The organism is Betaproteobacteria bacterium (assembly GCA_016720925.1).
Lineage (GTDB): Bacteria > Pseudomonadota > Gammaproteobacteria > Burkholderiales > Usitatibacteraceae > UKL13-2.
The window spans coordinates 32,535-53,687 of the sequence record JADKJR010000022.1 but is presented as its reverse complement, the minus strand read 5'-3'; the positions used below and the strand labels follow the sequence as shown (position 1 = coordinate 53,687).

17 protein-coding genes, 2 tRNA genes and 5 pseudogenes are annotated in these 21,153 nt (G+C 56.0%); 7 read left to right on the top strand and 17 right to left on the bottom strand.

Going from position 1 to position 21,153, the window contains the following annotated elements; all coding sequences use genetic code 11:
- Positions 1–377: 377 nt before the first annotated feature.
- The 10 genes and pseudogenes from IPP88_20360 to IPP88_20315 all read right to left on the bottom strand — a co-directional run bounded on the left by IPP88_20360 (position 378) and on the right by IPP88_20315 (position 8,231).
- Positions 378–454, bottom strand: a tRNA-Pro gene (locus IPP88_20360).
- Between the two features lie 38 nt (positions 455–492).
- On the bottom strand, positions 493–855 hold the full coding sequence (locus IPP88_20355) for a MerR family transcriptional regulator (GenBank protein MBL0124963.1): 363 nt from the start codon (positions 853–855) through the stop codon (positions 493–495).
- Positions 833–1,139, bottom strand: a pseudogene (locus IPP88_20350) (integration host factor subunit alpha). Before IPP88_20350 ends, IPP88_20355 begins: the two are co-directional and overlap by 23 nt.
- Before the next feature lie 11 nt (positions 1,140–1,150).
- Positions 1,151–3,524 (bottom strand): annotated as a pseudogene (locus tag IPP88_20345) (phenylalanine--tRNA ligase subunit beta).
- 14 nt (positions 3,525–3,538) lie between these two features.
- Entirely contained in the window at positions 3,539–4,549 is a 1,011-nt protein-coding gene (gene pheS, locus IPP88_20340) for a phenylalanine--tRNA ligase subunit alpha (GenBank protein ID MBL0124962.1), read from the bottom strand.
- A gap of 129 nt (positions 4,550–4,678) precedes the next feature.
- Positions 4,679–5,038 (bottom strand): 50S ribosomal protein L20, encoded by a 360-nt coding sequence (rplT, locus tag IPP88_20335; protein MBL0124961.1) that lies wholly within the window; start codon positions 5,036–5,038, stop codon positions 4,679–4,681.
- Positions 5,039–5,049: 11 nt separating this feature from the next.
- The gene (gene rpmI / locus IPP88_20330) at positions 5,050–5,247 is read right to left on the bottom strand and encodes a 50S ribosomal protein L35 (GenBank protein ID MBL0124960.1); all 198 of its coding nucleotides are present in this window, start codon (positions 5,245–5,247) and stop codon (positions 5,050–5,052) included.
- Between the two features lie 127 nt (positions 5,248–5,374).
- A pseudogene (gene infC, locus IPP88_20325) lies at positions 5,375–5,898 on the bottom strand (translation initiation factor IF-3).
- Between the two features lie 118 nt (positions 5,899–6,016).
- Entirely contained in the window at positions 6,017–7,936 is a 1,920-nt protein-coding gene (gene thrS, locus IPP88_20320; protein ID MBL0124959.1) for a threonine--tRNA ligase, read from the bottom strand.
- A 218-nt stretch (positions 7,937–8,154) separates the two neighbouring features.
- A tRNA-Val gene (locus IPP88_20315) sits at positions 8,155–8,231 on the bottom strand.
- Positions 8,232–8,365: 134 nt separating this feature from the next.
- Here IPP88_20315 and upp point away from each other — a divergent pair.
- Both upp and IPP88_20305 read left to right on the top strand, forming a co-directional pair.
- Positions 8,366–8,995: a uracil phosphoribosyltransferase gene (gene upp, locus IPP88_20310; GenBank protein ID MBL0124958.1), complete on the top strand. Its 630-nt coding sequence runs from the start codon at positions 8,366–8,368 to the stop codon at positions 8,993–8,995.
- Positions 8,996–9,113: 118 nt separating this feature from the next.
- Entirely contained in the window at positions 9,114–9,665 is a 552-nt protein-coding gene (locus IPP88_20305; GenBank protein ID MBL0124957.1) for a DUF599 domain-containing protein, read from the top strand.
- A gap of 105 nt (positions 9,666–9,770) precedes the next feature.
- Here the strand turns inward: IPP88_20305 and IPP88_20300 are convergent, their stop codons facing one another.
- The 5 genes and pseudogenes from IPP88_20300 to rpoE all read right to left on the bottom strand — a co-directional run bounded on the left by IPP88_20300 (position 9,771) and on the right by rpoE (position 13,951).
- Positions 9,771–10,019, bottom strand: coding sequence for a glutaredoxin family protein (locus IPP88_20300; protein ID MBL0124956.1), 249 nt, complete (start codon positions 10,017–10,019; stop codon positions 9,771–9,773).
- Positions 10,016–11,525, bottom strand: a pseudogene (locus IPP88_20295) (DegQ family serine endoprotease). The gene IPP88_20300 and the pseudogene IPP88_20295 overlap by 4 nt, the downstream one beginning before the upstream one ends.
- A gap of 73 nt (positions 11,526–11,598) precedes the next feature.
- Positions 11,599–12,564 (bottom strand): MucB/RseB C-terminal domain-containing protein, encoded by a 966-nt coding sequence (locus IPP88_20290; protein MBL0124955.1) that lies wholly within the window; start codon positions 12,562–12,564, stop codon positions 11,599–11,601.
- Positions 12,565–12,786: 222 nt separating this feature from the next.
- Positions 12,787–13,323 carry a sigma-E factor negative regulatory protein gene (locus IPP88_20285; GenBank protein MBL0124954.1) on the bottom strand — a complete coding sequence of 179 codons (537 nt, stop codon included), beginning with the start codon at positions 13,321–13,323 and terminating at the stop codon, positions 12,787–12,789.
- A gap of 28 nt (positions 13,324–13,351) precedes the next feature.
- Positions 13,352–13,951, bottom strand: a complete 600-nt coding sequence (rpoE, locus tag IPP88_20280; GenBank protein MBL0124953.1) for an RNA polymerase sigma factor RpoE — start codon at positions 13,949–13,951, stop codon at positions 13,352–13,354.
- Between the two features lie 326 nt (positions 13,952–14,277).
- Between rpoE and nadB the strand changes: the two genes are divergently transcribed.
- Entirely contained in the window at positions 14,278–15,870 is a 1,593-nt protein-coding gene (gene nadB / locus IPP88_20275) for an L-aspartate oxidase (protein MBL0124952.1), read from the top strand.
- Positions 15,774–17,478: pseudogene (locus IPP88_20270) on the top strand (NAD(P)H-hydrate dehydratase). Before nadB ends, IPP88_20270 begins: the two are co-directional and overlap by 97 nt.
- A gap of 39 nt (positions 17,479–17,517) precedes the next feature.
- On the opposite strand, the gene crcB reads toward IPP88_20270, so the two are convergent.
- Together crcB and IPP88_20260 are read right to left on the bottom strand one after the other, a co-directional pair.
- Positions 17,518–17,907, bottom strand: coding sequence for a fluoride efflux transporter CrcB (crcB, locus tag IPP88_20265; GenBank protein MBL0124951.1), 390 nt, complete (start codon positions 17,905–17,907; stop codon positions 17,518–17,520).
- 11 nt (positions 17,908–17,918) lie between these two features.
- Complete coding sequence (locus IPP88_20260; protein ID MBL0124950.1) at positions 17,919–18,344, bottom strand: acyl-CoA thioesterase; 426 nt, start codon at positions 18,342–18,344, stop codon at positions 17,919–17,921.
- Positions 18,345–18,404: 60 nt separating this feature from the next.
- On the opposite strand from IPP88_20260, the gene IPP88_20255 reads away from it, so the two are divergent.
- From IPP88_20255 to IPP88_20245, 3 genes are all read left to right on the top strand, one after another.
- Positions 18,405–20,051, top strand: coding sequence for an electron transfer flavoprotein-ubiquinone oxidoreductase (locus IPP88_20255; GenBank protein ID MBL0124949.1), 1,647 nt, complete (start codon positions 18,405–18,407; stop codon positions 20,049–20,051).
- Positions 20,052–20,112: 61 nt separating this feature from the next.
- Positions 20,113–20,541 carry a CBS domain-containing protein gene (locus tag IPP88_20250; GenBank protein ID MBL0124948.1) on the top strand — a complete coding sequence of 143 codons (429 nt, stop codon included), beginning with the start codon at positions 20,113–20,115 and terminating at the stop codon, positions 20,539–20,541.
- 2 nt (positions 20,542–20,543) lie between these two features.
- The gene (locus IPP88_20245) at positions 20,544–21,125 is read left to right on the top strand and encodes a DNA-3-methyladenine glycosylase I (protein MBL0124947.1); all 582 of its coding nucleotides are present in this window, start codon (positions 20,544–20,546) and stop codon (positions 21,123–21,125) included.
- Positions 21,126–21,153: the final 28 nt, after the last annotated feature.

Genomic DNA, 21,153 nt, shown 5'->3' with positions numbered 1-21,153 from the left:
TTTAACATAATATAAATTATGCGTTACAATCGCGGGGCATTGGTTTCACCGATTTGATTGGTTATCCATTTAAAGGCTCTCGATTTCGCGGCGCTCGGTCAAGGCTGGCCTGCCGGCTTTGGCCTGAAGATCAAACACGAGAACTGGTGCGGCGCTCAGGCGATTTGTGCCCCGAAAGGCGCACCAGTACTTGCGTTTGGCGTTTACGCGAAGTCTATCGCCATTAAGTCGCCCAGTTTGAGCGCAGCAAATTCCGGAAATCTGGAATCTGGCAAGCTCGTCAACATGCCAGCAGCGCACGTTTCGGGAGGCAATCAACCGAAGTTGATCGCTGATAGAAAAATGGCCTGGCGAATATCGCCAAGCCATCAGTGTATTGGTCGGGGCGAGAAGATTCGAACTTCCGACCCCTTGCACCCCATGCAAGTGCGCTACCAGGCTGCGCTACGCCCCGACCGAACTGCGATTATAGCGTTGAAAGCGTGGCCAAGGCTACGCGCTTAGCATGGAGAGGATGCTTTTGAGTTCGCTTTTGACTTCCCTTAGTTCAATTTGTCTTTCCAATCGCAAACTCTTTGAGACCGCGCTGCCCGGTTCGTCAAGGCGATTTCTGGCGCCGTTGATAGTGAAGCCGTGTTCGTAGAGCAATTCCCTGATGCGGCGAATCAGCAGCACTTCGTGGTGCTGGTAATAGCGGCGATTGCCGCGGCGTTTCAGTGGCTTTAGCTGGGTAAATTCCTGCTCCCAATATCGCAGCACATGCGGCTTGACGCCACAAAGCTCACTCACCTCACCAATGGTGAAGTAACGTTTCGCGGGAATCGCCGGGAGGCTACTGGTGAGCAACGGTTCCATTGAACGACTTCTCCACGAGGCTCTTCAGTTTTTGGCTGGCATGAAATGTCACGACACGGCGGGCCGTGATCGGAATTTCTTCGCCAGTCTTCGGGTTGCGACCGGGACGCTGGGGCTTGTTACGCAACTGAAAATTGCCAAATCCGGACAGCTTGACGCTGTCGCCATTTTCCAATGCAAGGCAATCTCTTCAAAAAAGACTCCACCATATCCTTGGCTTCGCGCTTATTCAGGCCAACTTTTTCAAACATCAAGTCAGCAAGTTCCGCTTTCGTGAGCGTCATATGAATTCGCTTTATTTTCTTAGGGTTGCGCCACAAACCTGATTCAACACTTCAACTATTTCGGAAACTTTGGTATCCGCTTCCGAATCTGTCAAAGTCCTGTCAGTATCCTGCATAACTATACGAAGCGCAACACTTTTTTTCCCGTTTTCAAGGTTGGAGCCGCGGTAAATGTCAAAAGGTGCAAATTCGATGACGGACGCCAGTTTTCGGCTCAAAACGGCGTCAAGCATGGTCTGAATTTCAACCGATTCGTTGACTATCAGCGCGATGTCCCGGCGCACCGACTGCATCCGTGAGATAGCGTGATATTTTGGGCCCGATGAACGCGTTAGCGATTCAATGTCAATTTCGAACAAAATGGGCGCTTGCGGCAAGTCGTACTTTTGTTGCCATCGCGGATGTAGTTCACCCAGATTCCGATTTGCTTTCCGTCAATTCGGATTTGCGGAGCGACCGGGATGCAATGCGGGATGGGTGACCTTTTTCGAAGCGAGCAGAATCGTCATTCAGCAGGATTTCCAACGCGCCTTTGACCGTGTGGAAGTCGGCAAGCGCGCCCTTCTGACCGCCTTCACCCCATTGCTCCGGAAAGCGGGGGCCATAAGCTAGTCCGGCAAGTTTTTCGGGCTGCGAATGGATGCTGGCCTCATCGGCGAGAAAACATCGACCGATTTCGAACAGCTTCAGGCGCGCCTCGCCGTGGTTGAGGTTGTGCTTTAGCGATTCGATTAGCCCGCCAACAAGGTTGCTGCGCATCACGCTCATGTGGCCGGCAATTGGATTGGCCAACTTGAGCGGCGCAGTATTCGCCGCAAAATCGGTCTCCCAATCTTCCGGCGTGAAACTGTAGTTGACCACTTCCTGATATCCGAGATCCGCAAGTACATGGCGTAACGCATGACGTGAACGCTGGCCTTCAGGTATCGACATCATCGGCAGTGACGAAACCGGCGGTTTGGCGGGCACATTCTCGTAGCCGTGAACGCGGGCGATTTCTTCGATGAAGTCTTCTTCGATGTTCAGGTCAAAGCGGTATGAGGGCGGCGTAACAATCAGTTTTGTGTCCTCAACCACGACCTTGCATTGCAATCGCGTCAGGGCGCCAATCATGTCATTGACGGCGACCTCCATGCCTATCAGGCGAATGACTCGTCCCGGCCGTACCTTGACCGCTGGTCGCGCAGGCAGTTCGCCGAGCGCTTCGACTACCGGCCCTATTTTCGATTCAGGTGTGCCGCAAATTTCCATCGCCAAACGCGTGGCGTATTCAATGCCATCACGCGCGCCGTCGGGATCGACACCGCGTTCAAAGCGGTATGCGGCGTCGGAATTGATGCCGAGGGTGCGCGTCTTTCCTGGATCACAGCAGGATCAAAATGGGCCGATTCAAAAAACGTGCCGCGTGTCGCTGGTTACCATGCTTTCCAGCCCGCCCATGATGCCGCCCATGCCGATCGGGCCATTTTCGTCCGTGATCAGTAGCATGTCGGGTTGCAGCACGACGTGCTGCTCATTGAGAAGGTTCATTTCTTCGCCGGCCAGCGGAAATCGGACGTCGATTCGTCCTTGCAGTTTGTCATTGTCAAAGGCATGCATGGGACGTCCGCGTTCCAGCGTCACGTAATTGGTGATATCGACCAGCGGCGCAATCGAGCGGAAGCCGGCGCGTTCAAGGCGACGCTTCATCCACTCGGGCGTGGCGACGCGCGTATCGAGGTGTGAAATGACTCTGCCCAGATAGCGGCCACAGGCTTTCGGCGCCGAAATTGAAATATGACGCGCTGCGTCACCGGTAGCTGGATTCGTCGCAATTACTTGAAGCCTCAATGCGGCACCCGTGATCGCCGCGAGATCGCGCGCAATTCCGATCATGGAAAGGCAATCCCCGCGATTGGGGGTCATTTTTAACGTCAAATAGGCGTCGTCGAGATCGAGATATTTGCGAATGCTCTGACCGATCGGCGCGTCGGGCGCCAGCGACAACAAGCCTCCGTGATCATCCGAGAGCCCCAGCTCCTTTGCGGAACACAACATCCCGTTTGATTCGACGCCGCGCAGCTTCGCCTGCTTGATTTCAAGGCCGGGTAGCTTGGCCCCAACCAACGCACAGGGAACGCGCATACCTGGCGCAACATTCGGCGCACCGCAGACGATCTGCAATGTCGCGCCGGTGCCGGCATCCACGTCGCAAACCCGCAGCTTGTCGGCATTCGGGTGCGGAGCGGTACTTTTGACTTCAGCCACGACAATATGATCAAACGCGGCCACCACCGGGGAAATTTCTTCAACCTCGAGACCCGCCATCGTTAGCGTGTGGGCCAACTCATCGACCGACAAATTGATGTCGACCAACTCTTTCAACCAATTTACAGAAACCTTCATCTTTATTGACCTTGCTAACGGAATTGGCTGAGAAACTTCATGTCGTTTTCGAAGAACAAACGAAGATCGTTGACGCCGTACTTCAGCATCGCGAGTCGATCCAGGCCCATACCGAAAGCAAATCCCGAATATTTTTCCGGGTCGATGCCGCCGTTACGCAGCACCTGCGGATGGACCACGCCCGCACCGCCGATTTCCAGCCACTTGATCTTGCCGCCCTTGTTTTCCCACTCCATATCGACTTCGACACCCGGTTCGACGAATGGAAAAAACGAGGGACGAAAACGGATCTGCATGTCCTCGCGCTCGAAAAACGCCCTAAAAAACTGCGTGAGCGTACCTTTTAGGTCTGCCAGGCTGATGCCCTCGTCCACCCACAGCCCTTCGATCTGATGGAACATTGGCGAATGCGTTGCGTCGTGGTCGCAGCGATAAACGCGGCCGGGGCAGATGATGCGAATCGGTGGCCCTCCTTTTGCGATTGCGCCTGCATGTAACGAATCTGTACGGGAGACGTGTGTGCGCAAAACGTGTTCGGAGTTGGCGAGGTAAAACGTATCCTGCATTGAACGCGCAGGATGGTTCGGCGGGGTATTGAGTGCGGTGAAATTGTAGTAATCGGTTTCAATTTCCGGGCCATCGGCAACCGAAAACCCCATGGTGGCAAATAGCGCTTCAATTCGCTCCAGCGCGCGCGTGACGGGATGGAGGCCACCGAGGCCAGGATTGCGACCGGGTGACGTCACGGCGATGGATGCCGCCGCCAGTTTCATTTCGTGTTCGGCGTGCGCAATGCGAGCATCCGGGTCGTTGAGCAGTGTGTCGACCAGCGACGTGATCTCAGGGATCGCTGCGCCAGCGGTTTTCTTCTCTTCAGGGGGCAATTTGCCAAGCGACTTGAGTTGCTCGGTAATTGAGCCAGCCTTGCCGAGATACTTCGCCTTTATCTGCTCGAGCTCAGGCATCGATTTCACGGCACCCAAGGTTGCCGTGGCATCCGTCAATATGGCATGAAGCGTATTCATGGGGAACAATTCACTTTATCGTTGCGGGTCATCGTGCGGGTTCAACAAAAAACAAAAGGCCCGCTGTGGTTAGTCAGCGGGCCTTCTGCGTTTTGATTTTCGTACAAGGCAATTACGTTTTTTGTGCACCTACGCAGCAAGGCCAGCTTTGGCTTGCTCCATAAATCGCGCAAATGCCGGCTTGTCCATTACCGCCAGATCCGCCAGCACTTTACGATCGACTTCAATGTGGGCTTTTTTCAGTCCGTTCATGAAACGCGAATAGGTCATGCCGCCATTCCGCGCGGCCGCATTGATCCGGGCAATCCACAGCGCACGGAACACGCGTTTCTTGTTTCGACGATCGCGGTAAGCGTACTGGCCGGCCTTCATCACCGCTTCTTTGGCGATGCGGAATACGGTGCTGCGGCGACCGCGATAACCTTTGGCCAGATTGAGAATTTTCTTGTGACGGGCGCGGGCAGTTACACCACGTTTAACTCTAGGCATGGTGGCGCTCCTTACGCGTAGGGCAGCATGCGATGCACACTGACCAGATTGGTTGCATGAATCTCAGCCGTTCCACGCAATTGACGCTTGTTCTTGGTGGTTTTCTTGGTGAGGATGTGGCGTTTGAACGCCATGGAGCGCTTGATTGAGCCGCTGCCGCGCGGCTTGAACCGCTTGGCGGCGCCACTTTTGGTTTTCATCTTTGGCATATTTCTACCTTTTGACTACGTTGCCGCAGCAGGTGGTGGAACCATTCCACGCTTGTGACCTGAAGTCGACTTATGTGCACCGTTGGCCGCGGAAAATCGCGGCCGGAGCGGTACGCTCCTTGAGAAATCAGTGTTTCTTTCTTGGCCCGACCATCATCACCATCTGCCGGCCTTCCATCTTTGGAAACTGTTCCACCTGCCCCAGCTCCGTCAAATCTGCTTCCACGCGCTTCAGCAACGCCATGCCCAATTCCTGATGAGCCATTTCACGTCCGCGAAAGCGCAGGGTAATTTTGTTTTGTCGCCTTCTTCCAGAAAACGTTTCAGATTGCGTACCTTGATGTTGTAATCACCATCATCGGTACCCGGTCGGAATTTCACCTCCTTTACCTGAATCTGCTTCTGCTTTAGTTTGGCTTCGTGGGCTTTTTTGGCCTCGCGGTATTTGAATTTGCCGAAATCCATAATCCGGCACACAGGCGGCTTCGCCGTCGGGGCGATTTCCACCAAATCCAGTTCTTTTTCCTCCGCAAGCCGGTTGGCTTCCGCCAGACTTACGATTCCAAGTGGCTCACTTTCAGGGCCAAGCAGCCGAACCTCTGTCACATTGGTGATTTCAGTATTGATTCGGACGTCTTTTTCAGTAGCGATAAAACTCTCCCAGTTGTTGCTGTTTATCTTGGGCGATGATGGTCATCGCCTCAAGGTCGAATGCTGCAAATTTCGGAAAAAAGGCGGGGGAAAATGATGCGGCCACGCCATACTTCTCCTAGCGCCGGGCCGCGATTTCCGCTCTCAAATGCGAAATAAACGCTTCAAGGCGCATCGGCGGCAGGTTTTCACCGCCGCCTTTTCCATCTCGAACGCGTGCTGTTACGGTCTTTGCCTGCAGCTCCTTGTCGCCTAAGACCAGCAAAAAAGGAACTTTTTGCAAGCTATGTTCCCGTATTTTATAGGAAATTTTCTCGTTGCGCAAATCAGGCTGCACCCGAAATCCAGCGGCTTTCAGGCCGGAAACCACCTCATTGACATATGACGCCTGGTGTTCCGTGACATCAAGAGCAACGACTTGCACGGGGGCAAGCCAAACCGGCAGTGCGCCGGCGTGATTTTCAATCAGGATGCCGATGAAGCGCTCCAAGGAACCGACGATGGCCCGATGCAGCATAACCGGGGACCGGCGCGTACTGTGATCATCGACGTATTCAGCTCCCAACAGAATTGGCATGTTGAAATCTACCTGCATCGTGCCGCATTGCCAGACCCGTCCCAATGCGTCTTTCAGAGAGTATTCGATTTTTGGACCATAAAATGCGCCCTCGCCTTTCAGTTCTTCCCACGGCACGCCACAGGTATTGAGCGAATCTGCCAGGGCTTTTTCAGCTTTGTCCCAAAATTCATCCGAACCGACGCGTTTGTCGGGCCTCGTCGACAGTTTGTAGATGATGTCTTTGAAACCAAAGTCGGCGTAAACCTTCTGCAAAAGTCTAGTGAAATCAAGGCACTCCTGCTGAATCTGATCTTCTGTGCAAAAAATATGACCATCGTCCTGCACAAACCCGCGTACCCGCATGATGCCGTGCAAAGCGCCGGATGCTTCGTTGCGGTGGCAAGAGCCAAACTCGCCATAGCGCAGCGGCAAATCGCGGTATGAACGCAGGTCGGAATTGAAGACCTGGATGTGACCCGGACAGTTCATCGGTTTGATTGCATAGTCATGTTTCTCCGACTCTGTCGTGAACATGTTGTCTTTGTAGTTTTCCCAATGTCCGGATTTTTCCCACAACCCTTTCGCGAGAATTTGCGGACAGCGGATTTCCTGATAGCCGTTTTCCTGGTAAACCGTGCGCATGTATTGCTCAACCTGTTGCCAGATGGCCCAGCCTTTGGGATGCCAGAACACCATGCCCGGCGCCTCATCCTGCATGTGGAACAAGTCGAGTTGCTTGCCGATCTTGCGATGGTCGCGCTTTTCGGCTTCTGCGAGCATGTTCAGATGGTGGTCCTGCTCTTCCTTCTTCGCCCAGGCTGTCCCATATATTCGCTGGAGCATCTCGTTCTTCGAGTCGCCACGCCAATAGGCGCCGGCCACTTTCATCAACTTGAACACTTTCAACTTGCCCGTGGACGGCACGTGCGGGCCACGGCAAAGATCCGTAAAATCGCCTTCCGAATAGAGTGAAACGTCCTGGTCGGCAGGAATTGATGCAATGATTTCTGCCTTGTAGTGCTCACCGAGCCCCTTGAAAAACGCGACCGCTTCGTCGCGCGGCAACACCTTGCGCGTAACGGGAATATCGCGCTTGGCGAGTTCGGCCATTCTTTGCTCGATGGCGACCAGATCTTCCGGTGTGAACGGCCGTTTGTATGAGAAGTCGTAGTAAAAGCCGTGCTCAATCACAGGACCAATCGTCACTTGGGCGTCGGGAAACAATGATTTCACGGCATAGGCGAGCAGATGTGCCGTCGAATGGCGAATCAATTCCAGGCCGTCGGCGTCCTTGTCGGTGACAATGGCGAGCGTGGCGTCATTTTCGATGACGAAACTGGTATCGACCAGCTTTCCATCTACCTTGCCGCCGAGTGCCGCCTTGGCGAGGCCCGCGCCGATGCTTGCTGCCACTTCCGCAACTGTGACGGGATCGTCAAATTGTCGTACTGATTTGTCGGGCAAGGTGATGGAAATCATAGCGAGCTCCTGATTCTGAAAATAAAAAAGCGCGGATGAGCCGCGCTTTTTTGGAAGTTCGTCGATTTGCGAAAGACGAAAAGAAACCGCGCAGCCTGGCGTTAGAAAAACTCCCGTGTAGTCAGCGGTGTCATAACCATTTCGTTACCCGCCCGTCTTGCGACGTTTTGGCGGCCCTTTCAGTCGTTTTCGTCGTTTTCGTTCAACAAATCAAAAAATGGTAGGCACGATTGGACTCGAACCAACGACCCCCACCATGTCAAGGTGGTGCTCTAACCAGCTGAGCTACGTGCCTGCAAGTCGACCATTTTAGCCGACTTCACTCGGATGCTGCAACACGTGTGCGTCAACACGATGTGTTGGCAACAGGCTGAACAGGTTTGCGGGCCGTGAATGATTTATCCTGTCTACTACACTTTGGGAGCACTCATGGCCGTCATTGAAGTCAATCATCCCCTCGTCAAACACAAGATCGGCCTGCTACGCCGGGCTGACCTCAGTACTAAATCCTTCCGCGAATTGACTGCCGAGATTGGCCGTTTGCTTGCCTATGAAGCATGCAAGGATTTTCCACTGGAAAAGACGCACGTCGAAGGCTGGAGCGGCACGGTGGAGATCGATCAAATCAAAGGCAAGAAAGTCACGCTGGTACCCATTCTGCGCGCCGGTCTGGGAATGCTTGACGGTGTGCTCGACATGATTCCCAGCGCCAAGGTGAGCGTCGTCGGCATTTCGCGCAATCACGATACATTGCAACCCGAGCCCTACTTCGAGCGGTTCGTCGGGCACCTCGATGAACGCGTGGCGATCATACTGGACCCAATGCTTGCGACCGCAGGCTCCATGATCGCCACCATCGACATGCTGAAAAAGAATGGTGCGAAACAGATCAAAGGCCTGGTGCTGGTCGCCGCCCCGGAAGGCATCGCGCGACTCAACGCCACGCACCCGGACGTGGAGATCTTTACTGCCGCCATCGACAGCCACCTGAATGAAATCGGCTACATCATCCCCGGGCTGGGCGACGCCGGCGACAAGATTTTCGGGACCAAATTGTGAGCCTGCTCGGGCTGACTTCACTCGATGTGGTCGCCGCAATCTGGTTCGCCGCCTGCTGGGTCGGCTACTCGTTTTTTCCGAGTGGAACGGCCATCGTACCGCGAGCCTGCTTTCGCGCATGGATTTCTACCGGCGTGAATGGATGGGCCGCACCGTCCAGCGTGAAAACCGCATCGTGGACGCCGCCATTGTCCAGAATCTGTTTCAAGGAAATAACTTTCTCGCCTCCACGTCGATTCTGGTGCTCGGCGGACTCGCGGCATTGCTCGGCGCGTCGACCCAGGCGATCGTAGTGATGGCGTCACTGCCGCTGGCACAGGCATCGAGTGAGCGCGGATTCGAAATCAAGATCATGTTGATGATCGTGATTTTCATTTACGCGTTTTTCAAATTTACCTGGGCGATGCGCCAGTTCAATTTCCTATCGCTGATGATTGGCACCGCGCCGGCGAAAACGATAACCAGGCCGTCATCGATTCATTCATCAATCGCGCTGCCACCCTCGCTTCGCTTGCCGGCGAAAATTCCAATCGCGGCTTGCGCGCGTTTTACTTTGCGATGGGAGCGATGTCGTGGTTCATGCATGCGGCGCTATTCATGGCGGCGAGCGCGCTGGTGGTGGGTATTTTGTACCACCGTGAATTTCGCTCGCGCACTTTGCTCGCGTTGATGGAGAACGCAGGTGCAAGTGGCCTGGAAAAATAGTAAAACACTAGCACTGGCGCGGCACAGCGGGCCTTTTAGTTCGCTGATCCGCACCAGTGCTGGTGTTTGTTCATAAACTCAAGGCTAGGCGCAACGCTGCTTCATCCAAAAAGTAGTGGCAAATTTCCTGTTCGGCGTTTAGCAACACCGGTACTTTGTCGCCCCATTTCGCCTCAAGTTCCGGATGCTGATCGATATCGACGAAGTCGATGTCAAACGTCAATGAAAAACGGCCCCGGAAACTCTCCAGGGCCGCAATCATGTCATCGCAGAGATGACAGTAGCTTCGCGACAGAACTGTCAGTCGGCGCAAGTTTATTTGCTGTCGATACGCAACGTCACGAGGCGGGTGTCATTTTCGCGCTTGATCACCAGGGCAATTGCTTTCTTCGCGTCGAGCTTGTCAATCAGCTCGTTTAACTGCTTGCTTGACTTGACGTCTACGGTATTCACGGCGAGCACCACGTCGCCTTCGCGGATGCCGGCACGGGCAGCCGCACCTTCGACGTCGCTCACCAGCACGCCCTGCTCGACCTTCAATTCCTTGCGTTCGGTGGCGTCCAGATCGCTGAGCACGAGACCAATTCGATTCGGCTTGGCATCTTTCTTGTCGTCTTTCTTTTTGTCCGCGACCTTCACCGCCAGTTTTTCCGCCGGCGCTTCGCCGACCGTTACGCTGAGATCACGGGTCGAACCCTTGCGCCAGATCGTCATGACCACCTTGGTCGCTGGCGCCATGTTGGCAATGGTGCGGACCACGTCGGAATTTGAATCCATCAATTTGCCGTTGATTTTCAGGATGATGTCTTGCGCCAGCAGGCCGGCTTTTTTCGGCGGGGCCGTCTTTCTCGACCGACTGGACCAATGCGCCCTTGTCATTAGGCAAAGATAGTGCCTCGGCCGCGTCCTTGCTGACGGGGCCGATCAGAACGCCGATGCGGCCACGGTTGACCTTGCCGTTCTTGATCAGCTGGTTGGCGGTGCCGATGGCGATGTTGGCCGGGATCGCAAACGAAATGCCGAGGTAGCCGCCGTTGCCGGAGAAAATCTGCGAATTCACGCCGACCACTTCACCCTTCAGGTTGAACAATGGACCGCCGGAGTTGCCGGGATTCACCGCGACGTCGGTCTGGATGAACGGTGTAAGTGCTTCGCGGGATTCGCGCGCCTTGGCGCTGATGATGCCCGCCGTAACGGTATTCTCGAACCCAAAGGGCGACCCGATGGCCAGTACCCATTCGCCCACACGCACCCTGTCGGAGTCGCCAATATTGACTTTCGGCAGGCCGGTCGCGTCTATTTTCAGGACAGCAATATCCGTACGCTCATCGCTGCCGATTACCTTGGCTTTGAACTCGCGCTTGTCCGTCAACGTGACCGTGACTTCATCAGCCTTCGCGACCACATGCGCGTTGGTGATCACGTAGCCATCACCGGAAATGATAAAGCCCGATCCTTGACCGAAGTCACGCAGTGGCGGCTCCTGATCCTGTTGATTGCGCGGTGTATTGCGGCGAGGTGCGTTGGGATTCTGGGGCAACCTGGGATTCTGGCGCGGCTGCGCTTCAGGCGGCATGAATCGGCGGAAGAATTCATTTAGGTCATCGTTGTCGAACTGCGGCAGGCCCTGGTGCTGACTTCCCACGCGGGCTTTGGTGCTGACGTTGACGACAGCCGGACCGTGCTTGTCCACCAACTCGGCGAAGTCAGGAAGGTCTTTCGCTTGCGCCTGGCTGGTTGCGGCATTCGCAAAAGCAAGCGAAAACGCAGAAAGCAACACGGCGACAATATAGCTTGACGTCCAGGATCCGGCGCGCAAGTTCATTTGGTTACGATTTGACATATTTTCTCCATTTACAAAAAGTCACGCCGGACCAATGACTAGGGCGCCGGCGCATTTACTGCAATTCCATGTGACATCGAGCTCCGATGGGAGTGTCAGCGGTGCGGCGCGCCACTCCATCGGCAATCGTTTGAACGGCGGCCACAGGTACTTCGCCCATCACTGTTACCTGATGATCGTCTACCGCGCGCATGGCAAAGGAAGTAGGTCCATCTTCCGCCACGACCGAAGTAAATGAATTGGGGACGGTTTGCACGGTTTCAACAAATACCGAGACGCTTAATACGCCGTCGGAATAAACCAGGTGCGAAACGGGTTCGGGCCGGCCGATCAGGTTACGCGTCATTTCCATGATTTTTTTGAATCCCGCCGGCAGGTTCCCGACCTGCCAGCCGGTATCGGTATCTTTCACGGATTTCACGGCGAACTGCTTTTGCCAGCCTTGCGATTGTTCGTAGCGTGATTTCAGGGATTGCCTGGCCAAACTGCGATTGACGTCAAGCTGCGTGAACATGAATTGCTCAACCATCTGATTGCGGTTGTTGAACAGTTTTGCGCGGAGCAGCAGGCCCGTACCCATTTCCGCACATAGCTTCTGCATGTAACGCATCGCATCCTTGGGCTCAAGAATCACCCATTGGCAATCAAATCCGGCGATGCGTTCCACGCTGCCCAATTTGACGCGATAGTATTCGGCAATGGACTTGGCGTTACCCGTGATCACGGACGGAAAAAAACGCCCCGTCGCGCGCCGATCAATGCTCACGGTGCGGGAATCGGGTTTATAGCAGGTCATCTCCTCATTGCGGCGGATGATCTCGGTAAGCGGGCCATCCATCGGCTCGAGCTTTTCAAGCTCGACCCCTTGCCGGTCCACCAAGTGGGTAATACGCGAGGTGCTTGCACCATCCGCCGTCTGATGAACAAACACGCCGGTATAGGGAAGCTCTCTGGCGGAACGGCAGATTCGCTCAAGCCATTCGATGGCAAGATCGCCCTGCATTGGGCTGGTGTACGGCAAGGGGCACCGGCGCCAACGGAGAGGGTTGAGGTTGCGCCTGTGCCGTTAGACCCACAACACCGAGGATTGCAGTGGCCGCGGCAAAGATTTTCATGCTTGGGGGTGCGAGAGTAGTTCCGAGGCAGTTCATACGCAACAAATCACGTCGTGAGTAAGTCCATGGGCAAGCATTATCGACTAGAACACTATCGGACCGCGGCGCGCCGGGCGGCGTCCGCCGTGTCACGGGCAACATCGCGCGGTTGGTTCAGGGTGGCCGCCTGAAAAGCGCCCGGATTGGCAAACTGCCGATGCACCACAAGATAGTCGTTGACCCTCAGATCCGCCTGCGCACGTTGCAGTGAGGCGTCGGCCACCGGTTGCGGTGCCACCTGTTGCACCAGCGATACCGGCGCAACCGTTGCACCTTGCTGCTGCTTGAAGGCAACCACACCCACAGCGGACACCGTGACGACTGACGCAGCCATTGCCAAGGCCATCCGGGTTCGGCTTTCCACGCGCGATGGTTTCTGATCGAGGCCGGCGCCAGAACCGTTGGCTCTGCCGCCAATCGCGCGAAGATCGCTTCGGTGCAGTGTTGCGTGGCGACGCTTTGGAGCCGGCGTTGCCAATCGCGTCCCCACGCAAACATGCGCCGATCAAATGATAGGCACCCCAACTCTCGCGTTGCGTATAGTCGCTGCCGAGTTTCTTGATGACGCCCTGGGCTTCATCGCGGGCCAATTCGCCATCCATCAGCGCGGACAATTTTTCGTTCATGTTTGCATCCTTCAATCCGGCAACATCATTACCACCTGTGGTCCTTCGACGTGCCCATTTGCGGGCGCAATTGCTCCGCAACCGCTTCCCGCGCGCGAAAAATTCTTGAACGCACTGTTCCGATCGGGCACTCCATTATCTGTGCAATTTCTTCATACGACAGGCCGTCAATCTCGCGCAGCATGATCGCAGTTTTTAGTTCTTCGGGCAATTTGTCGATGGTCTGATTGACGATCTGCGCGATTTGCTTGGACATCAATTGTGCCTCGGGGGTTGCAATATCGCGCAAACCGGTCGCGTCTTCAAAACCTTCAGCTTCCTCCGCGTCATAGCCGGTGGAGGTCGGTGCGCGCCGCCCCTGACTCATCAGGTAGTTCTTTGCCGTATTTACCGCGATTCGATACAGCCAAGTATAGAAAGCACTGTCGCCGCGGAAGTTGGCCAGCGCGCGATAGGCTTTGATAAACGCCTCCTGCGTAACGTCCTCGATCTCTGCCTGGTCGCGGATCAGACGTGAAAGCAGGCGCTCGACCTTGCGTTGATATTTGATGACGAGCAGCTCGAAGGCGCGCTTATCGCCAGCCTGAGCACGCACCACCAATTGTTGATCGACTTCGCGATCACTCATCAACACCCTTCCCTGATCAACCGGGCGGTCGGTGTACTTCTCCTTTGCGAGCGTTGCCGCCCGCGCATTCGCATTCGCTTTCAAACCGACCGCGCGTTCGCGAGCCGAAACGCTGCTCTTGGAGATGCTTTACCGTTAAATCCGGTTACGTCGGGTATTATAAACGTCAACTCCGTCATTGCCCTTCTCCCAAGTCATTTTCGACTGGAAATTTGCCGCTCGAAATGCTTATCCGACAGGGACTTGTTTAACACCCACGTACTGACCGGATGGATGCGAATAAGTTCATTCGTGCGCAACGTGTTCTACGCCAAAAGAGTATCAATATGAAGCAATATGACGTTCTCATCATAGGCAGCGGCTTGGCAGGCATGTCGCTGGCATTGCGTCTCGCAGCGACAAAGAGAGTCGCGCTGGTGACCAAAAACGAGCTGCTGGATGCCGCAAGCGCTTGGGCGCAGGGCGGGATCGCCGCCGTACTCGGCGCCGATGATTCCCCGGAAAATCACATCCGCGATACCCACGTTGCCGGCGCCGGGCTCTGCAAGGATGAGGCGGTGCGTTTTGTCGTGGAAAATGGCCGGCGCGCCGTCGAGTGGCTGGTTGAGCAAGGTGTCCCGTTTACGCACGACGACATAAATCAGGCGGAATTGCACCTCACACGCGAAGGCGGGCATTCGCACCGCCGCATCGTGCATGCGGCCGACGCGACCGGTCGCGCGGTGCAGAAAACGCTGGCGCAACAATTGAAATCGCACCCGAACGTCGAAGTGCTTGAGCACCACTTGGCGGTCGATCTCATCACCTCAAACAAGCTTGCCCGTGATCTGGCCGTGCCGATTGAACCCAATCGCTGCCACGGCGCCTATGTACTCAACAACTTGACCGGAATGGTCGCCACGCTCGGCGCCCAATTTACCGTTCTTGCCACGGGCGGAACGGGCAAGGTCTATCTCTATACGTCCAATCCGGACGTGGCAACCGGCGATGGCCTGGCGATGGGCTGGCGCGCCGGCTGCCGGGTCGCGAATATGGAGTTCATCCAGTTTCATCCGACTTGTCTGTATCACCCGGCGGCCAAGTCATACCTGATCAGCGAGGCGGTGCGCGGCGAAGGTGGGCACCTCAAAATTCCGACAACGGGTGAACGCTTCATGCTTCAACACGATGAACGCGCGGAATTGGCGCCACGCGATATCGTCGCCCGCGCCATCGACTTCGAAATGAAAAAGCGCGGCCTCGATTTCGTGCATCTGGACATCACGCATAAGCCCGCGAATTTCCTGAAGGCACATTTTCCCAATATTTATGAAAAATGCCTGTCGCTCGGCATCGATATCACGACAGATCCTATTCCGGTGGTGCCGGCGGCGCATTACACCTGCGGGGGGCTGGTCGTCGATTTGAATGGGCGTACCGACATTGATGGCCTTTATGCGATCGGCGAAGTGACCTGTACTGGGCTGCATGGCGCCAATCGGCTGGCCAGCAATTCGCTGCTCGAGTGCCTGGTCTTTTCCGAGGCGGTTGAAAAGGACATGCGGGCACAACCAGCGTTTGAGACGCCGGTGCTACCGTATTGGGATGAAAGCCGCGTGACCAACGCGGATGAGGAAGTCATCATCTCGCACAACTGGGATGAACTCAGGCGTTTCATGTGGGACTACGTCGGCATCGTGCGCACCGACAAGCGCCTCGAGCGCGCGCTTCGCCGCATCGATCTCCTCAAGGGAGAAATTCACGAGTATTACGCCAATTTTCGTATTTCCAATGATCTGATCGAGCTGCGAAACCTGGTACAGACGGCCGAGCTGATTGTGCGATGCGCGGCCGAACGAAAAGAGAGCCGCGGACTGCATTTCAGTCTCGATTATCCCAATATGGCGGTGGTTGCCAAGGATACGGTATTGACGCCGTGACAAATGCCGTGACGCCATGCAAGCGCGACGCGCTTTTTACCGCTGGTGAGATACGCGCGATCGAAGTCGCCCACGCGAAGAAGTATCCGAAAATTTCGCTGATGCAACGCGCCGGTGACGCCGTCGCGAAGCTGGCATTGAAACTGGCGCTGACAGGAAGGCGGAAAGTCGCCGTGATCCTGGTGTTGGCGGGACCGGGGAATAACGGCGGCGACGCCTGGGTTGCGGCGGCGGCGTTACAAAAGGCCGGCCAGCGCGTGTTCCTGGTTGCACTCGGCGATCACAAGTTCGGCGAACCCGCGGCAAAGCGTGCGCATTCCGCGTATTTGCGCGCAAAGGGTGGTAGTGCGCAAGGATATTCCCAAGGATGAAACTTTCGATCTCATCATCGACGGCTTGTTCGGTATTGGGCTGGTGCGCCCGCCCGCGGGTGCTTTCGCCAATGTCATTGCACGCGCGAATCAGATGCGCGGTCAAGTTGGAAGTCCGGAAGGCGCACCGATTCTGTCCATCGACATACCGAGCGGCCTTTGCGCCGATACCGGTGTTGCGCTGGGCGCGGCTATCCATGCCGATCATACGATTACTTTTCTTGGCCTCAAGCCCGGTTTGTTCACCGGCGAGGGCAAGGACCATGCAGGCGAGGTGCATCTGGATATGCTTGGCGTCGCCGCGCCCAGTGAATCCGGCGGTTCGGGTGAACTGCTGACGGCGGAAAACGTTCGCGCGCTGATTCCGGCCCGGCGCCACCATTCCCACAAAGGTACCTACGGCAATGTCGGTATCATCGGTGGCGCCGAAGGCATGGTTGGTGCTGCGGTGTTGGCGGCACGTGCAGCGCTTTATATAGGGCCAGGCAAAGTTTTTGCAGGGATTGTTGCCAAGGATGTGCCTGCATACGATCCGTTGAACCCCGAGATCATGTTCCGCAGGGCTGAAGATCTCGCCATCGCAAACGAAATGACCGTGCTGGCGATCGGCATGGGATTAGGCGTGGATAAATCCGCGCCCCGACTTTTGTCAGCGGCGCTCGGCCGCGGCCTTCCCATGGTATTGGACGCGGACGCACTCAATCTGATCGCTGCTACTCCCAGCTTTGGTGTCACGCTTGCCGGATTGTCGGAAAAGTCAAGCACTGGCGCGACTTCCCGACCACAAATGCCTGAAACGCCTCGCCAGTGCTTGAGTTTCGTATTGACACCTCACCCGGGCGAAGCGGCGCGCCTGATGAATGTAACTGTCGCCCACCTGGAGGCCGATCGCGTGACCTCGGCGATTGCATTGGCGAAACGCTTCAACGGAATTGTCGTACTTAAGGGTGCGGGAACCGTTATAGCCGTGCCGGACGGCCGCTACTTCATCAACACATCCGGCAATCCCGGTATGGCATCCGGTGGCATGGGTGACGCGCTATCGGGCATGATTGCCGCGTTTCTCGGCCAGGGTTTGAATGCGCTTGATGCGGCCAAGCTTGCGGTCTATTTGCATGGCGCGGCGGCCGATGCGTGCATGGCCCACGGCATGGCGCCCCTTGGGCTCACCGCCTCCGAGGTGATATTCGAAGCGCGAGCCTTGCTGAACGCGGGACTGGAGCATCACGACCACTAATCAGGCTGCAATGTCGCGCAACGATTTTACGAATCGTTGTTACGTAACAACGTGCCGGTATACCCAGAAGCCCGCCGCCGTCAGCAGCAATGACGCCGCCAAATGTGACCCCGCCACGACCAGCGCCCAGGCGATTTCGCCGCGATCCATGAGGCCGACCACTTCGGCTGAATAGGATGAAAAAGTCGTGAGCCCCCCCAGAAATCCAGTGATGATGGCGATTCGCCATTCGGGCGGAAGCTCCGGGTGCCTCGTGAAATATGCCACTGCCAAGCCCACCAGAAAACCACCGGTGGCATTGGCCGCAAACGTGCCGTAGTAAAAAAGCGGATGACGATGATTCAGCCACATCGCCAATCCCCAGCGCGCCCATCCGCCAATCGCCGATCCACCGCCCACCGCCAGTGCGGCCAGCCACCATTTGTCCATCACGGGCCCCGTTATCCCTGTTTGCCTTCGAGTATCGCGCGCAGTTTTTCCGGCACCGGCACTGCCTTGTTTTGCATGTAGTCATACGAGACCATGACACATTCGCCGGTCGCGGATGGCTCGGTTTCGCCCTCAACGGTCAGTGTTTGCTGCATCGTGAAACTGGAACCGCCGACGCGTCCCGCATACAAATGGACCACGACATTGGCGGGATAGATGACCGGTTTCTTGAATGTCACGCTGACCTTGGCGAGGATCATCCCGGTCCCTTCCCCCCGCAAGCGCATGCCGTGGCTCTGCGTCCAGGAAACACGGCTTTCCTCAAAGTAGCGAAGGTACAGCGTATTGTTGACGTGCGCCATGGCATCCATGTCGCCCCAGCGAATGGGAAATCGCAATGTGTGGAGCAATACGCCGGATGTTTGATCTGGATTCATGATTTTGCCCGCCGTGAGAGATTCTTCGCCTCTATAATAAAGCCAACTTCACCGAAAAAGATGCGCATTGCCATGGCCGAACGCGAATCGATGGAATATGACGTTTTGATTGTCGGCGCGGGCCCTGCCGGGCTGGCCGCGGCGATCCGGCTGAAGCAGCAGAGCGCCGACGTGTCGGTGTGCATTGTCGAAAAGGGTTCGGAAGTTGGCGCGCATATTCTGTCGGGCGCGGTGCTCGATCCGATCGCGCTGAACGAACTGATTCCCGAATGGCACGCACAGGGTGCGCCGCTCAATCAGGCCGTGACCGAAGATCGATTCATGTTTCTGACTCAATCTTCCGCACGGCAACTTCCGACCTGGATGCTACCCGGCTGTTTCCAGAATCACGGCAATTACATTATCAGCCTGGCCAATTTGTGTCGCTGGCTGGGGACGCAAGCGGAAGCGTTAGGGGTTGAGATTTATCCCGGCTTTGCGGCGGCAGAAGTGCTGTTCAACGATGACGGTTCGGTCAAAGGGGTGGCGACCGGCGACATGGGCATCGGCAAGGGCGGCGAACAAACCGGACGCTATCAACGGGGCATGGAACTGCACGCCAGGTACACTTTTTTCGCCGAAGGTTGCAGGGGTAACCTCGGCAAGGAACTCCAGGAAAAATTCAACCTTCGCGATGGACGCGATCCGCAAGTCTATGGCTTGGGGCTGAAAGAACTTTGGGAGATCAAGCCCGACAAACACGTCCCGGGACTGGTGGTTCATAGCGCGGGCTGGCCGCTGCAGTCCGACACCTATGGCGGTTCCTTCATGTATCACATGGAAGGTAATCAGGTGGCGGTTGGCTTCGTCGTCGGGCTGGGCTACAAGAACCCCTATCTTTCGCCGTTTGAGGAATTCCAACGATACAAGACCCACGCGGCGATCCGCACTTTTCTGGAAGGCGGCAAACGCATCGCCTACGGCGCGCGCGCCATCACCGCCGGCGGCTTGCAGTCGTTGCCCAAGCTGACATTCCCGGGTGGCGTGCTGATCGGTGACGATGCCGGTTTTCTGAATGCGTCACGCATCAAGGGGACACACACCGCGATCAAGAGCGGCATGCTGGCGGCGGATGCGGTCGCGGCGGCGTTGAAAGCCGGCCGCAGCAGCGATGAACTGACCGATTTTCCGGTGAGCGTCAAAAAAAGCTGGCTGCATGATGAACTCCATAAGGCACGTAACTTCAAGCCTTGGATGTCCAAAGGACTCTACACCGGCACCATGATGGTCGGCATCGACCAGGTGGTGTTCCGCGGTAAGGCCCCGTGGACGCTGCATCACCAGCACTCGGATCACGAGACGCTGAAGAAGAAATCCGAGGTTTCGCCGATCACTTATCCAAAGCCCGATGGCGTGCTGACCTTCGATCGACTTTCCTCTGTGTTCATGTCGAACACCAATCACGAAGAAGACCAGCCCGCGCATCTCACGTTGAGGAATGCCGGCACGCCGGTGAACATCAATCTTGCGATGTATGATGGCCCGGAACAGCGCTATTGCCCGGCAGGTGTCTATGAATTTGTCGAAGCCCCTGATGGAAGCCGCAAACTGCAGATCAACGCGGCCAATTGCGTCCACTGCAAGACCTGCGATATAAAGGATCCCACGCAGAACATAAAATGGGTGGTTCCCGAAGGTGGCGGCGGGCCCAACTATCCAAACATGTAATATCGGTGCATCCCACCAACGCAACGAATTTGCAATAACCCACTGAATCGCGAGGAATGTCATGAAACCAGTCTCGGAACTGTTCAAAAATCGTCCCAATACACTCTGGAGCCTGCGCCCGGATCAAAGCGTATTCGACGCGATAAAGCTGCTCGCCGAAAAGAGCGTGGGTGCGCTGATCGTGATGGAAAATGGCAAGCTCGTCGGCATCATGTCCGAACGCGATTACACCCGCAAAATTGCCCTGCTCGGCAAGAATTCGCATGAGACCAAGGTGCGTGAAATCATGACCACCAGCGTGCTGATCGTTACACCGAAAACGCGCACACGCCAATGCATGGCGATCATGTCGGAAAAAGGCATCCGCCATTTGCCGGTCGTCGATGGCGATACGGTGGTAGGCATGATTTCGATCCGCGACCTGATGACCGACATCATCGCCGATCACGAATTCACCATCTCGCAGCTCGAAAGCTACATCAGGGCTTGAGTTTGTCGAAATTCCCGGCGCGCTGTCCCTGGTGCGAAAACTCGACGCTCGGCAAGCTCTACCTCGACTACCACGACAATGAATGGGGTGTGCCGGTTCACGATGACCGCACGCTGTTTGAATTCCTGATTCTTGAAGGCGCCCAGGCGGGACTGTCATGGTCCACTGTACTAGCAAAAAGAAAGAACTACCACCGCCTGTTTGCGGGCTTTGATCCGTCAAAGGTGGCGAGATTTTCTGATCAAAAACTCGAAGAGCTGCTGCTTGATCCCGGCATCGTGAGAAATCGCCTGAAGGTAAAAAGTGCCGTTATCAACGCTCTGGCGTTCCTCGCCATCCAGCGGGAGTTCGGTAGTTTCGATGCCTACATCTGGTCATTCACCGGCGGGGCGCCGAAACAAAACCGGTGGACCGCCATGTCCGGTGTCCCGGCGAAAACGCTCGAATCCGACGCCATGAGCAAGGACCTGAAAGCACGTGGATTCAAGTTCGTCGGCTCGACCATTTGTTACGCCTTCATGCAGGCAACCGGCATGGTGAACGACCATCTGGTGACCTGCTTCCGCCACAAAGCCTTGCGTTGAAAACTGAATTCGACGCCATCATCATCGG

Coding starts and splice junctions, on each gene's coding strand:
- upp (MBL0124958.1), top strand. CDS start 8,366: ATGGCCGTCATTGAAGTCAATCATCCCCTCGTCAAACACAAGATCGGC.
- IPP88_20250 (MBL0124948.1), top strand. CDS start 20,113: ATGAAACCAGTCTCGGAACTGTTCAAAAATCGTCCCAATACACTCTGG.
- pheS (MBL0124962.1), bottom strand. CDS start 4,549: ATGAATACGCTTCATGCCATATTGACGGATGCCACGGCAACCTTGGGT.
- IPP88_20305 (MBL0124957.1), top strand. CDS start 9,114: ATGGATTTCTACCGGCGTGAATGGATGGGCCGCACCGTCCAGCGTGAA.
- thrS (MBL0124959.1), bottom strand. CDS start 7,936: ATGATTTCCATCACCTTGCCCGACAAATCAGTACGACAATTTGACGAT.
- IPP88_20255 (MBL0124949.1), top strand. CDS start 18,405: ATGCGCATTGCCATGGCCGAACGCGAATCGATGGAATATGACGTTTTG.
- IPP88_20260 (MBL0124950.1), bottom strand. CDS start 18,344: ATGAATCCAGATCAAACATCCGGCGTATTGCTCCACACATTGCGATTT.
- crcB (MBL0124951.1), bottom strand. CDS start 17,907: ATGGACAAATGGTGGCTGGCCGCACTGGCGGTGGGCGGTGGATCGGCG.
- rpmI (MBL0124960.1), bottom strand. CDS start 5,247: ATGCCAAAGATGAAAACCAAAAGTGGCGCCGCCAAGCGGTTCAAGCCG.
- IPP88_20285 (MBL0124954.1), bottom strand. CDS start 13,323: ATGAACGAAAAATTGTCCGCGCTGATGGATGGCGAATTGGCCCGCGAT.
- rplT (MBL0124961.1), bottom strand. CDS start 5,038: ATGCCTAGAGTTAAACGTGGTGTAACTGCCCGCGCCCGTCACAAGAAA.
- nadB (MBL0124952.1), top strand. CDS start 14,278: ATGAAGCAATATGACGTTCTCATCATAGGCAGCGGCTTGGCAGGCATG.
- rpoE (MBL0124953.1), bottom strand. CDS start 13,951: ATGAGTGATCGCGAAGTCGATCAACAATTGGTGGTGCGTGCTCAGGCT.
- IPP88_20355 (MBL0124963.1), bottom strand. CDS start 855: ATGGAACCGTTGCTCACCAGTAGCCTCCCGGCGATTCCCGCGAAACGT.